This window comes from Sphingobacterium sp. UBA5670 (assembly GCF_002420705.1).
Taxonomy (GTDB): domain Bacteria; phylum Bacteroidota; class Bacteroidia; order Sphingobacteriales; family Sphingobacteriaceae; genus Sphingobacterium.
The window spans coordinates 211,586-225,894 of the sequence record NZ_DIIM01000021.1; the positions used below are offsets into that span (position 1 = coordinate 211,586).

A 14,309-nucleotide genomic window follows, 5' to 3' on the forward strand; every position below is an offset into this window, starting at 1 on the left:
TACATTAAAGGATCATGGAGAGAAGCCCTATTCAGAAGGTAACGTCAAATGACGGAAAAACAATTGCTATTATTTCTTACTTAACCATCATTGGCCTTATTGCAGCCATTGTGATGAACAACAAGGAAAAAACCGCTCTAGGGCAATTCCATATCAGACAAAGTATAGGTATTTCGGTAACGGGGCTAATCCTGGGTCTATTACGTTTTGTTCCGGGTATTGGTGGAATTGCCATTAGCATCGTCGGATTACTCCTACTGATTGCATTAGTTCTAGGATTGATGGCAGCATTTTCAGGAGAACAAAAACCACTCCCTTTTATCGGCGAAAAATACCAGGAATGGTTCAATATGATATAATAAGTATCTCCTATCATGGAGCATCTGCCCATCAAAGATGCTCCATGCTTTAGTTTATTCGGAACTGGTCACCGTAATTAACTGAACGAACCTGGTTGAATTACTGTCCTGAATGTGCCACTTTCTCTTCTTTAAAAAATACAGCAAATAACAGAAGGCAAAAACAGGAAATACCTGCAGGGATAAACCAAAGATATTCCCAAAACTGCGCAGCATAAGCTGTTTTTAGATAGTCTGAAACAACGCCAGCAACCCAAAATCCGATCAGCATCCCGACGCCATACATCGCAATGGTAATAAGCCCCTGTGCAGAAGCTTTGTATTTTTCACCAGCAATCCTATCTGTATAGATCTGGCCGACAACAAACATAAAATCATAGCAGATACCATGCAATAAAATACCGAATACAAGTAGAAAAGCTCTTTCCTGACCGTCGCCATAAGCGAAAAACAAATAGCGGAGTGCCCAGGCTGCAATCCCCAATAAAATCATCTTTTTATACCCCAAACGTCTAAAGAAAAAGGGAATCAACAACAGGCAGATGGCTTCGGAAAATTGCCCCAATGCCATTTTTGCTGTAGGATTCGGTATTCCGGCGTTGACCAAAAATGGATTGGCATTTTGATAATAGAACGAAATGGGAATACAGATCACAATTGCTGTTACAAAAAAAATCAGAAAACTCCGCTGTTTTAAAAGCTTCAATGCATCCAAACCGATTGCCTTTCCAAAATCAAACTTTTCATCTCTAAGCTTCACCTGTGGTGGTGTTTTTGGTAGGGCCAAACTAAAGAATGCTAGTAACAACGAACAAACCGCGCCCATAATAAAGCTATTATGCAGGGCACCTGCCTGTATCGATTCGGGCGCATCCCAACGGAACAAATAACTAATCACTAGTCCCGAACAGATCCAACCGATCGTTCCCCACACGCGTACCCCCGGAAAATACTTCTTCGCGTCTTCAATATGCCGGAATGCGATCCCATTAGATAAGGATAGCGAAGACATGTAAGCCATGAAATAGACAAATACATAGGGATAAAAATGTGTCGCATCCGGTGCCTGCGACATCCCGTAAAGTAGTCCAGCTCCAATGAGATGTAATGCTGAAAGTACCCGCTCAGCATTAAAATACCTGTCGGCGACAAAACCCACAAAAAAAGGAGCAAATACAGCACCAAGGGATTGTGTCGCAAAAATATTTGCGACCTCCATACCCGAGGCATTGAGCGATTTCATGAGGTATGTTCCCAAAGTTACAAACCAAGCCCCTTTGATAAAATACTCTAAAAACATCATCAAGGACAATTGCACGCGTAATACTGGTTTCATCTCTTCATTCGTGTTGGAGGTGTTTGTTTTGATTCGTTTAATCGGCTTCGCTATTGTAAGTGACTGCTCTCAAGACATGCTATCATCTTGGTAGGTTATTGACCTATTTGTGCTCAAGTATGTCTCCATTTCTTTTCTTAAGATAGATTATCCTTTCTTAAGATTCGGGCAATGCATTTCGCATAAAATTAAGCCAGTTCTTGCTGGCAATCTTTTCAAGACCCGTGTTATCATACCCTCTTTTTGACAGGATACCAAATACTTTTTGGATATCAGCAATAGTTTCCAGATCATAAGGGCATTGCTCACGGCCAAATGCTCCATCTAAATCGCTTCCCACGCCGACATGATCGACATTTCCTGCCAATTGACAAATATGATCAATATTGTTGGCCATGATTTCCATGGAGCAATTGCTTGTTTTAGGGTCGGATACCCCGCGGACCCAATTAGGTACCATCATCCAAGCATCGAGCGCTACACCGATCACCGCTTTTTTCTCCACAAGTGTCTTAATCATTTCATCGCTGAACTGCCTATTATGGTCCACAAACTTGCGGCAATTATTATGACTGGCCCAAATCGCCCCGTTATAACGTTGTACAGCATCCCAAAAAGCATCATCATTGAGGTGTGTCGCATCCAATATCATCCCCAATCGTTCCATTTCCCGTAATAAACTTATTCCCTGCTCATTAAGCTTGCCGGATGAGTCTGTTCCATTAGCATATCTACCTGGCCCGTAATGTGCTGGCCCAATAGCTCTTAAACCATAGTTATAGGCTGTTTCGAGATAGCTAATATCTACAATGGAATCGGCACCTTCCAGACTCAGCAGATATCCAATTGGCTTATCGGCATGATCGCTGCCATCCGACCAAAGAGCCAAGTGCTGGTCCAGATCAGTTTTTGAACAGATCATTTTCATTTGTCCATCGGCTTCCATTGCTTTATACCATGCAAGCTGTCCCTGTGTTTGCGCCCATGCCTGTTCAGGTGAGTACCAGCCTGGTAAAGAACTTTCGGGTTTTACGAATCGAGCGATTTGTGTAGCAACAACCAAACCAATATGACCACGACGCAATTCGTCAAAAGTGACTGTTGCCTTAGCCCGATCGGGTTTGTCATCCATGCCCTTTTCCCTACGGTTCAGTTCAGTAATCGGCAAGCGAAGATCCCGATTCCATTCCATAGCATTCATACTCAAATCCAAATGTGCATCGACCAAAAATGGCATTTCAAATTCGTACATATCAATAATGTATTTTTTTATTTCGTGCATAAACAGTCCAAATTTGATCTGCCTGCCGTTCATGGACAACTTGAAGTTCGCCATAACAGGCTACTGTCGGGCAGATATGTCGTGGTACAGCATACAGCGCATCCCCTAAGTTAAACTGTTTACTATCTGTCACCTCAACAACCAGATGTTCTTCACTCTGCATTTTTATTTCGCCAATACGCGGATCGAAAAACTTGACACGAGGCTGTGGCGATTCACATGCAACTGATTTATACCCCAGGTCCAAACAAAGGTGCTTGTGATCAACAATAGAAACGACACGCGTCAGAAGTACCGCTGCAAGCATAAAATCCTGTTCTACATAATTTTCGGCATAGCCAAAATCCCAAAATACAAAGGTTCCGGGACTGCATTCTACATCGTTACGTTCGGCATGAAAAGGGAAACTTGGCGAACCGCCAATAACTTTAGTCAAAGGTTTAGAAGTGGACACCTGCGCCATAAGGTAGGCGGTTTCGAGTATACCATATGAATGTTGGGATTGCTTTTCGCGAAGTTTATAATCTTTGTCATGAATATGACCGTCATAACCATGCACACCTACCAACTGAATACCTTCCAAAAGATGGATATCCATAACGAGACGCTCAATCCCTTCTAAAGCCACTCCTGTACGTCCCATGCCAATATTAACATCCAGATAAACAGCACTGCGTAAGCCTTTCGACAGACTCCGCTTTGAAATCTCCTGTGCTGCATCGACATGATCCACAAGACAGGAAAAATGTGTCTCCGGAAAGGCGGCTATGAGATTCAAAAAACGATCTATCTTTGGCCCTACGGGCTGGTATGCCAGCAAAACATCCTTCGCACCGATAACAGCCAATAGCTCAGCTTCCGCAATCGTTGCACACTTAAACTTTGTAATCCCCTTATCCATCATTAGCTGGCATACTTCCCGACACTTGTTCGTTTTGATATGCGGCCGCAATCGATCAGCCCGCCCATGCACAATATGTAAAGCGCGGTCTATGTTCTTGACAATGCGATCAGGGTAGACCAACAGGGCTGGCGAATCGACCTGATCGACATCATGTATATGGCACCAAGTTTCCATACAATTCCGATTAGTATAACTCAAATAATGCTTCGATTTCTACGGGAATATTATCTGGCAGCGAACCGAACCCAACAGCGCTCCGTGTTCCGATACCATTTTCTTCGCCCCAGACCGCAGCAAATAGCTCACTACATCCGTTGATTACACCCGGATGATAAAGAAAATCCGAGGTACAGTTGACCATACCCAATACTTTGATTACACGTTTGATTTTGTTCAATGACCCCAAATTGGTTTTAATGGTCGACAACATGGTTAGGCCAACTTGTCTCGCTGCAAGTTTGCCTTCCTCAGGACTGATATCACTTCCAATGCGACCGATAATTAATGCAGCATCATCTTGTACGGGACCATGACCAGAAAGATACAGGTACTTACCATCAATAACGTATGGTTTATAAACACCTTTTGGCGCCGGTGCCGGAGGTAGTGTCAAACCTAATTTTTCGAATTGTTCATCTGCGTTGTACATCTTTAACGATTTTAAAGTTTAAAATAATAGCTAATATAAAATTAATTGCAATAGCAAAACAGCAAGCAGTCCAACGATGGAAACAATCGCCTCCATGATCGACCAGGAAAAGAGCGTAGCTTTCACGCTAAGGCCAAAGTATTCCTTAAACAACCAGAATCCAGTATCATTCACATGTGAAAACATCAGACTGCCAGCACCTATTGCCAATACCATGAGATTGGGATCTACTTTTCCGCCAGTAACAATAGGCAGCAGAACACCGGCGGCTGTCAGGGCCGCTACTGTGGCCGAACCGACACAGCCCCTGATCACGGCTGTAATCAGCCAGGCTAACAATAAAGGTGAAATGGGAAGCTGCTGCAGCGTATTGGCCAGCATCAGGCTGACACCACTGTCCTCCATCACTTGTTTAAAAATTCCCGAACCGGCAATAATCAATAGAATCATGGCAATATCTTTCACTGCAGACTCATAAACTGACATCACATTGGCCATCGTGCGCCCCAATTTCAGTCCTAATAAATAGGTAGCGACGCTAATAGCGATGACCATGACAACGGTAGGATTACCGACAAACTTGATTCCCTGTTGCAGGGCTGTATTAGCGGTATTGGCGACATAAGGAAGCACTGTAAACAGAATAATGAGCAATACCGGCAATAAAGCGACAATCAAACTCACGCACACTGTCGGACGTCTGAATTCTTCTATATCTGAGCGATCTTGTTCGCGGAAAATAGATTCTTGACTTGGCTGTATATTTTTCAGGCTTCTCGCAAATATAGGTCCGCCTAAAACGATAGCAGGTATAGCAATTAAGAGTCCATAAATAAGTGTCAGTCCCATATCGGCATGAAACAAAGCGACAAGCGCAACGGGGGAAGGATGTGGCGGAATAAATCCATGCGTTACAGACAAGGCTGCCAGCATCGGTAATCCAATATAGACTGCAGGAAGTTTATACCGATAGGAAATAGAAAATATTAAAGGGACTAATAAGACAAATCCAACACCATAAAAAAGCGGTATACCAACAACAAAGCCCGTCAACATAAGACCCCATTGAAGATATTTCTCTCCCATTAAGCGGACCATTTGTTCTGCAATAATCTCAGCCGCTCCACTTTCGGCCACAATTTTCCCCAACATAGCTCCCAATACAATAATCAATGTCAGACTCCCCATAACGCCTGCCACTCCCTTTTCAACGGTACCCACGAGCGCTGAGGGAGGAATTCCTAAACAAAGTCCACTGAGCAGGGAAACTACCAAAAAAGAGAGAAAGGCATTGATCTTAAAATAAGTTATGCAAAGGATGAGCAAACAAATGCTGATTACAATGAGGATTATGGTCATTATATCACTATTAGGTTTCTCTCAATTTGAGAGCTTGTGTAAAATTTGGTCTAGTAAATCATTTTTTCATCCTGAAAGTAAGGATATTTTTCATTTTTCGCAAGGAAAACGAAAAATTAATGAAAGCAAAAAAGGTATGACTTACGCCATACCTTTTTGGTTTTCACAACCTACTACCGTGTACACACGAGATTATGCTGGTTTTTAAACTTATTTTTTAGGGATCTCTTTGAGAATTTCGAGCACAAAACTCCAAAACTTCTGCACAGAAGAAATGGAAACACGCTCGGCCGGCGAATGCGCACCTAAGATTGTCGGTCCAAAAGAAATCATATCCATTCCTGGATAGTTTGTCCCTAAGATCCCGCACTCAAGTCCGGCATGACAAGCCACTACTTCTGGGGCTTCTCCATGCTGTCTATTGTAAATCGATTTGAGAACTTCTAAAATTTCAGAATTCGGATTAGGTGCCCAACCTGGATAATTACCTGAAAAGCTGACCGTAAAACCACCCAGCTCGAATGCCGCCTGTAAAGATTGCGCTAAATCAAACTTCGAAGTTTCAACAGAAGACCTCGTTAGACATTTAATGGAGATCTTTTCACCCCCTACTTCTACTTTCGCAATATTATTGGAGGTTTCTACCAGATCTTCAAAGTCGGCACTTACACGATACACACCATTTAAAGCCGCATAAACACTGTTAATCAAATTCTCTTGCACCTGCACAGGAACTACTGTCGCGTAAGCAGCATCTGTCTGCTTCACGACTATTTCCATCGCCGGTTCTGTCGTCGCAAATTCGAGTTTAATATCCTGAGCCAATTGTGTCAGATGCGCCACAAAGCTAGTGGCTTTATCCTTAAGAATAACCACCTTTGCAACACTTTCCCTAGGGATCGCATTACGTAGACTTCCACCCAACAACGACGCAATACGCAAGCCATAGTGCTCATTGGCTCGATAAAGCAAGCGATTCATCACCTTATTGGCGTTTGCAAAGCCTTTATGAATGTCCATACCGGAGTGGCCGCCGTGCAAACCTTTCACGGTAATTTCAAAAGATAACGTATCAAAAGGACAAGGTTCCGCGGTATAAGACTGTGTAGCCGTCACGTCAATTCCCCCAGCACAACCGATATCAATTTCAGTATCATTCTCGGTATCCAGATTCAATAAGATTTCACCCGAAAGTACGCCTCCCTTTAAACCTAAAGCTCCGGTCATCCCTGTCTCTTCATCAATGGTAAACAAGGCTTCGATAGCTGGATGCACAATAACCGATGATTCCAGGATTGCCATAATCGTCGCAACCCCGAGACCATTATCTGCGCCCAAAGTGGTTCCTTCTGCTTTCACCCAGTCGCCATCTACATACATCTTAATACCTTCAGTATCGAAGTCAAATACAGTATCGTTGTTTTTTTGATGTACCATATCCAAATGTGACTGCAATACAATCGTCTTACGATCTTCCATTCCCGGAGTAGCAGATTTCTTGATGAGCACATTCCCGATCTCATCGACACTTGTTTCTAACCCGAGGGATTTTCCAAACTCTACCATAAAAGCAATCACGCGCTCCTCTTTTTTAGAAGCTCTTGGCACCGCATTTAATGCGGAGAAATTTTTCCAAATTGCTTTTGGTTCTAAGTTATCTAAACTATTTTCAATCATATCTAAAATTTTTCCTTGGCCAAAGTTACTCGATTTTTATTAGATATCCGTTGATTATTAACCTGCAATAAAACAAAAGACAAGCGCTATTCGTTCTTATGAGGGTGTAAACATGAACATAAAACTATGCATAGACCAGTACACGTTGAACGAAAAGATATTTACTTTAAACCGGATAAAAAAAGAGTTTTAGCACGTTTTTTTTCGCTAGGAGATGACCGCACTGTAAAGGTTATCAAACGTATTTTATCCCTGAACGAATCGGAGCGAAAAGAAGTATTTGGGCAGGTCCTGCGAAGCTATACGAAAAGACATCGCAGCATTGTCCATATTTTTGAACGTAATTTTGACCGGATAAGCCACTTATTGGAAAAGATTCCATTTCCAAAAGAGAAGTTGACTCAAATTGACAAGTTACTGATAGGTTCCTACTTTACCATGGAATATTCGATTGAATCGGCCGCCTTATTTAATCCCTCCATTATTGAACACCCCGATCAGACAGAATTATTTAAAGGTGAAAAACGAATTATTCTAAGTTTCAGGGCAACAGGAGAAGGCCATGTCTCGTCTATCGTTTTTCGATCGGGGACACTTGATATGGAAAACAATATACAGATCGACTATGTGGGTAATTTATTGGATAAACCCATGCAAGTCAAAAATCACCGCTATCACAAGGAGTCTTTCTTAAAGAAAATGAATGAGCTGCATGCCCAACCCACGGAAGTCAAAACAAAACTGGAAGAAAAGCTAACGGAGACATTTACTTACGAAGAACTCAAACGGTATATCGATGAAGTACGGCGGGAAAGTGAGGACAATCTTGAAAATGTGACGTTTTTACAACAGGCACTTTGGCTCGCATCATCACATTATGAAATGACTTTCTCCCTTGATACTTCCATTTCGGAACGCGTCATATTTCCTATTGCCGATACCGAAAAAAGAGGGATTGAAGATGCCCGCTTCGTCCAGTTCAAAACGGAAAAAGGTGAGAGCATCTACTATGCGACCTACACCGCTTATGACGGGTTCAGCATCCTTCCTAAATTGCTCACAACAAAGGATTTTTACCATTTCAAAGTGAAACCCATCTATGGTGAAATCGCTAATAAAGGTGCTGCATTATTTCCACGGAAAATTAACGGTCGCTATGCCATGCTCTGCCGTATTGATGGTGAGAACAACTACATCGCCTATTCCAACAACATCAATATCTGGCAGGAAACAGCCATTCGGATCCAGCAACCGGAATATCCATACGAATTCGTCCAGATTGGCAACTGTGGCTCGCCTATTGAAACACAATACGGCTGGTTGATCCTGACCCACGCCGTCGGACCAATGCGTGAATATGTTTTGGGGGCCGCTCTTTTGGATCTGGACAACCCCCATGTTGAAATCGGACGGTTGCATAGTCCATTGATGACACCCAATGATGAAGAACGGGAAGGCTATGTGCCAAACGTTATTTATTCATGCGGGGCTTTAGTCCACAATGAGCATCTCATTTTACCCTATGCGATGTCCGATTATGCATCGACCTATGCAACCATTAAGCTCGAAGATTTATTGCTGGCTATCTTGAATCCCGATCGCTATCAATAAAAGCACCATATACCACAATATAAGCTAAATAGAAACAAAGGGTGCTCTCGGCCCCTTGGTTTCTATTGATGCCATAGGATTCGAGACCATCGCAGCAGCCTTTGGTCTCTTCATCAAACAGTCCCAGCTTAAGGTCATTCTCGCCGAGAAACCAGCGGAAGGAGGCAATCATACGGGCAAAATAAACCTTCTTATTGGTCAGCCGAAAAGCCTCGCGATACATAAATACCATCGCTGTGACATCGAGTGGCTGCTGTCCAAACTTACTGATATGCTTCCCTTGTTTGGCCCATTCCTGATTTCCTACCAATGAAAGAGCCCCATTTTGCACTGTAATGCTTTCGAGAAACTTTAAGGTGGATAGCCCCAACTGTTTTACTGTCTCATCATTCAAGAAAGGGTATGCTATCAATAGCGCATAAGGCAATATCGCATTATCATAGGCCAATACCGACTCAAACCATTGCCAGTGTTCATCTGAACTAGCCTCATATTCCCTTACCAGCTTACTGATAAGTGTACGCATCAATTCTATTATGACTTCATCATTGGATTGATGATGCAAATATTCGGCAATTCCCAATACGGTGTAAGCGATTGCCCGATTGGACCGTAACTGGCTAAAATTAGGTACAGCTCTAAAAAATAGCTCATGCCCCAATTGATAGTAACTTGTCAATTTGGTCTCCCGAAGAAGCACTCCCAAAGCCCAGATCGTTCGCCCAAAAGAATCTTCGGAACCCACCTCATCCAGAAAATTATGTTGAAAATCCATAAAATTGTGAAAAAGGCCATCCTCACGCTGGTGATAATAAATATAACTCAGATAGGTCGAAATACGCCGGTCTAATCTTTTATCGGCGAAATCACGCTGAGCCAGCAAAGCCACTAAAAGGGCTCTCGCATTATCATCAAGACAATAGCCTTCTTTATAGTTAGGCAAAGAATAGGTTGCATGCTGTAAAATGCCAACTTGGTTGGTCAGCCGATCGATGTGCTTCCAGCTGAATTTGGGCATCTCATCTTTACTGAATCCTACATTTTCTTTAAGGCTGTCGTACGTGGGGATGATTTTATCTAAAATTCTCGTATACCGAAGACCGATATTTTTCCAGGTCATCTCTTTTCCGAATGCATTAGCATTGTCCCGCAATGTGGTGCGGTAATCCAAATTCGAAAAGAGGTTTTTGAGTACCTCGGCCATCTTGGCGGTATTTTTAAAGTCGACCAACACTCCCCTTCCATCAGCGAGCAATTCCCTGGCATGCCAATACGGTGTAGACACCACCGCCGCTCCGGCACCGATGGCGTAAGACAAGGTTCCACTTGTAATCTGTGCTTCATTAACATATGGCGTAACGTAAACATCGCAAGCACTTAGATACTCCACGAGATCGGCTTGACTGACAAAGGAATTAACAAATTGTACGTGGTCCTGCAACTCATAGGCTTCCACGAGACTACCTAGATATTCCCTGTATTCCTCTCCGGAATGTGCTAGAACATTGGGATGTGTTTTGCCCACCACGAGGTACAATAGGTCAGGTTCATCTTTGACGACTTCAGTCAAGGATTCGATCACCATTTCAATTCCTTTGTTACGTCCCAAAAAGCCAAATGTCAATAAGACTTTCTTTCCGGAAAGCCCTTTTTTAAGTTTTGCAAGCTCATGATCCAAATTAAATTCGGGCACTCCGTGGTGTATTAGCCTAACTTTAGTCGTATTGACCCTATAAATCGATTTGAGTAATGTAATTGCATAATTGCTCATGACAATTACAATAGAGGCGCGTTTTACAATTTCAATAAGAATAGCCTTTTCATCAACATTGGGTTTTTCAAGAATGGTGTGAAAATTGACCAGCAGAGGAATGTGCAACGCATTAATCAATGATAATATATAAATGCCGCTATTACCGCCGAAGATGCCATATTCGTGCTCCAATATGACACAGTCATAACCGTTTTCATTAATGTAATTTGCTGCTTCAATATAGGATAATTGATGATGTTGATCTATTTTAAAGACAACTTCACTGGGATAGGCATATTCCCGATCGGCAACTGCAAACACATGTTGAGTCAGTTCCTGATTATGCAAGGCTACAGCATGCAGCAAATCAGATGTAAAAGTGGCGATGCCACATTCTTTAGGCAGGTAAGTACTTATATAAGCGATCTTCATTGAAATAATAATTTTGAATATAGCCCCGAAAAGGCAGTAGCATCTATGTGCTCCATTATCTAAATGCTTTTCAAACCTAAATTGTTTGTCACAACTGTATGAATTAAATTGAATAACAACATAAACTTACTGATCGTATCAAAACATATCCCTAGAACTCCAGCGGAGGAGAAATACATTAATATTGTATATAAAGATCAATTTATCTAAGTTTGCTGCAGACAAAATAGGGACTGAATGAAATCACCAAAAGAGAAAATGATTGCCGGCCTTCCATACATTGATTCGGATGGGCAATTATTTAAGGAAAGACAATACGCCAAAGAAGAACTCAAGCGATTTAACGATTCGGAACCCAAACAAATCAAATTCAGAAAACAGATTATTCAAAAACTCTTTAAAACCACAGGCAGCCGTTTCTTTCTTGAACCTCCTTTTCGTTGCGATTACGGTTATAATATTACTATAGGTGAAAACTTTTACAGCAATTATAATTGTACGATTTTAGACTGCGCACCGGTTACTATAGGCGAGAATGTATTATTTGGCCCCAATGTAAGTCTCTTCACTGCCGGTCATCCGCTCCATTTTGAAGCAAGAAATCAAGGTTGGGAATTTGCGCAGCCGATCGTTATCGAAGATAACGTCTGGATAGGTGGGCATGTCGTTGTTAACCCCGGCGTTCGCATTGGAAAAAATGCGGTCATTGGCTCTGGATCGGTGGTAACAAAAGATATTCCTGCGGATGTGATCGCAGCTGGCAATCCTTGTCGGATCATTCGTCCTATAACAGAGACGGATCGGATCACTTACAGTGAAAATTCGTGAAATCATACACTACGCACTGACAGGTTATGATCCCCTATTTTGTACTCGACCTTAGGGAATGAGGTCATTGGCTAAAGACAAGGAATAGCTGCGCATATCTCCATTTTGTTTTCCAGCGACAAAACCATTCTTTTCCCAAAAATACTGCTGTTCGTGAGGCGCGTCCACCAGAAGATATCTGCCCTTAAATGTACGCACAAATAGCCGCGCATAGTGTAATAATGCAGTCCCTATACCCCTCAACCTGGCATGTGGAGCTACAGCAAAGAAATGGATTGCATAGCTATCGGCTGAACAAATCAGGCTAAGTACGCCGACGACGTCATTTCCATCATAAGCGGCAAAATGTGTAGCGTCAAAATCTCCATCCAACATAACTTCGCCCAATTTCCCTTCGGAGGAGAAAATCTCTTTTCTAAGCTTCCAGGTCCGCGTTGCAAACACCTGCTCAATATACCATTCCGTCATAATCCTGTGCTAATGTCATCCATACTAAAACTTTCATCCCCGGGCTATTAAAGACCTGTTCAATGTACCGAGCTATCATAATCCTGTTCTAATGCGATCAATGCGTCGGCAAGATAATTGATGGTATCGGAAGGCAGCAATGAATAGACTCCAAAGGTTTTTACCGCTATATCTGCAGCTCGCCCATGCAGAAACACCCCCATAATCAAGGCTTCCTTTGAAGAATAACCCTGTCCCAATAGGGAGCTGATAATCCCCGTCAGAATATCGCCACTACCGCCTGTTGCCATTCCTACATTGCCCGTGCTGTTGAAATACAGCTGCCCGTCCGGCATAACCATCGCACTATTAGCCCCTTTTATCAGCACGTAGAATTGATGTTCACGCGCAAAGACTTTTACCTTTTCAATCTTTTCGAAATCATTCCCCCAGCTACCTACAATACGGCTGAGCTCTTTTGGATGTGGGGTCAATATACTGTGGGCTGGAACAAATGCCCAAAGATCGGGTTCTCGGGCAAGAATATTCAAGGCATCGGCATCTAATACCAAAGGAGTATCATCGACAGCAATTATAAATACCTTTAACGCATCAATTGTATATTGATCGGTTCCCATACCGATGCCAATACCGATAGACTGGTAGCTTTTAATAAAGGGGAATTGACTAATAACGTCTTGTCCAGGATCTGTCATTATCATCGCCTCAGGAACCGCGGTCTGTAAAATGACATTGCCACCGGCAGGTACATAAGCGGAAGCTAAACCGCATCCGGCACGAAGAGCTGCTTTAAGTGCAAGCTGTACGGCGCCCATTTTCCCTTTACTTCCTCCAATAATCAAAGTATGACCAAAAGTTCCCTTGTGATCAAACTTTCTTCTTTTTCGATAGAAAGATCTAACAAGAGACTGATCGACATAAAAAATATTCGTTTCGGTTTCCGCCATTGCACGTTGACTAAGACCGATCTCCAGCACCTTAAATGCTTGCGCATAAAACTGGTTTTCAGGCAACATCAAGGCCAATTTGGGTGACTGAAAAGTATAGACCATGTCTGCCTGAACAATGGGAACTCCCTGAGGAGTCTTTTCATCCGCAAGGAGACCCGAAGGCATATCGACGGAATAAATGCTTGCACCAGATCCATTTATAGAGGAAATAATGCCTTCCCATTCCGCTGCCAGTACACGCTTTAGCCCATACCCGAACAGGCAATCCACCACAATGGCTGCCGAAGGGATATCCAGCTGATCTTCGCAGGTAATCTTCCGGATAATATGTGACGCCAATCGTTTCTGATTGGCGAGATTGTCAGCAGTGTAAGTATCTGCCTCTATCAAATAAACACTTACATGTGCCTGCTGCTGATCCAGAAGCCGGGCAAGTACCAGCCCGTCACCGCCATTGTTTCCTTTACCACAAAAAATGTAAAAGGATTCCTCCTCCAATTTTGGATACCGTTTTCTAAGTTCTTCAAAAACAGCTGTTGCTGCCCGTTCCATAAGATCCAGGCTACTGATTTTTTGATCCTTAAGGGTTTCTTGATCGATCTGATTCATCTGCTGTGCGGAAAGTACCTTCATTGCTACTATTTTTATTGAAAGTAACCATTCCCGAGGTCAAATAAAAATCTACGGAAACTTTTTGGCAC

General features: G+C 42.6%; 12 protein-coding genes. 3 read left to right on the top strand and 9 right to left on the bottom strand.

Annotation, left to right across the window (positions count from 1 at the left end; genetic code table 11):
- Positions 1-14 precede the first annotated feature (14 nt).
- Positions 15-359, top strand: a complete 345-nt coding sequence (locus B3C94_RS18865; RefSeq protein WP_293906576.1) for a hypothetical protein — start codon at positions 15-17, stop codon at positions 357-359.
- Positions 360-459: 100 nt separating this feature from the next.
- On the opposite strand, the gene B3C94_RS18870 is transcribed toward B3C94_RS18865, so the two are convergent.
- From B3C94_RS18870 to B3C94_RS18895, 6 genes are all read right to left on the bottom strand, one after another.
- A complete protein-coding gene (locus B3C94_RS18870) occupies positions 460-1,695 on the bottom strand; it encodes an MFS transporter (RefSeq protein WP_293906578.1) in 1,236 nt (411 codons plus the stop codon).
- Between the two features lie 157 nt (positions 1,696-1,852).
- Positions 1,853-2,977, bottom strand: coding sequence for a dipeptidase (locus B3C94_RS18875; RefSeq protein ID WP_293906580.1), 1,125 nt, complete (start codon positions 2,975-2,977; stop codon positions 1,853-1,855).
- Positions 2,949-4,055, bottom strand: a complete 1,107-nt coding sequence (locus B3C94_RS18880; protein WP_293906582.1) for a D-TA family PLP-dependent enzyme — start codon at positions 4,053-4,055, stop codon at positions 2,949-2,951. Before B3C94_RS18880 ends, B3C94_RS18875 begins: the two co-directional genes overlap by 29 nt.
- A 10-nt stretch (positions 4,056-4,065) precedes the next feature.
- A complete protein-coding gene (locus tag B3C94_RS18885) occupies positions 4,066-4,530 on the bottom strand; it encodes a RidA family protein (RefSeq protein ID WP_075993294.1) in 465 nt (154 codons plus the stop codon).
- 30 nt (positions 4,531-4,560) lie between these two features.
- A complete protein-coding gene (locus B3C94_RS18890; protein ID WP_293906585.1) occupies positions 4,561-5,889 on the bottom strand; it encodes a gluconate:H+ symporter in 1,329 nt (442 codons plus the stop codon).
- 210 nt (positions 5,890-6,099) lie between these two features.
- Complete coding sequence (locus B3C94_RS18895; RefSeq protein WP_293906588.1) at positions 6,100-7,566, bottom strand: aminoacyl-histidine dipeptidase; 1,467 nt, start codon at positions 7,564-7,566, stop codon at positions 6,100-6,102.
- A 126-nt stretch (positions 7,567-7,692) separates the two neighbouring features.
- Between B3C94_RS18895 and B3C94_RS18900 the strand changes: the two genes are divergently transcribed.
- Positions 7,693-9,177, top strand: coding sequence for a glycoside hydrolase family 130 protein (locus tag B3C94_RS18900; RefSeq protein ID WP_293906590.1), 1,485 nt, complete (start codon positions 7,693-7,695; stop codon positions 9,175-9,177).
- Here B3C94_RS18900 and B3C94_RS18905 read toward each other — a convergent pair.
- Complete coding sequence (locus B3C94_RS18905) at positions 9,149-11,362, bottom strand: glycosyltransferase family 4 protein (protein WP_293906592.1); 2,214 nt, start codon at positions 11,360-11,362, stop codon at positions 9,149-9,151. The two genes, B3C94_RS18900 and B3C94_RS18905, sit on opposite strands and share 29 nt — an antisense overlap.
- A 237-nt stretch (positions 11,363-11,599) precedes the next feature.
- Between B3C94_RS18905 and B3C94_RS18910 the strand changes: the two genes are divergently transcribed.
- Positions 11,600-12,190, top strand: a complete 591-nt coding sequence (locus B3C94_RS18910; RefSeq protein ID WP_293906594.1) for a sugar O-acetyltransferase — start codon at positions 11,600-11,602, stop codon at positions 12,188-12,190.
- Positions 12,191-12,241: 51 nt separating this feature from the next.
- On the opposite strand, the gene B3C94_RS18915 is transcribed toward B3C94_RS18910, so the two are convergent.
- The gene (locus B3C94_RS18915; protein ID WP_293906596.1) at positions 12,242-12,658 is read right to left on the bottom strand and encodes a GNAT family N-acetyltransferase; all 417 of its coding nucleotides are present in this window, start codon (positions 12,656-12,658) and stop codon (positions 12,242-12,244) included.
- Positions 12,659-12,717: 59 nt separating this feature from the next.
- Complete coding sequence (locus B3C94_RS18920) at positions 12,718-14,241, bottom strand: NAD(P)H-hydrate dehydratase (RefSeq protein WP_293906598.1); 1,524 nt, start codon at positions 14,239-14,241, stop codon at positions 12,718-12,720.
- Positions 14,242-14,309: the final 68 nt, after the last annotated feature.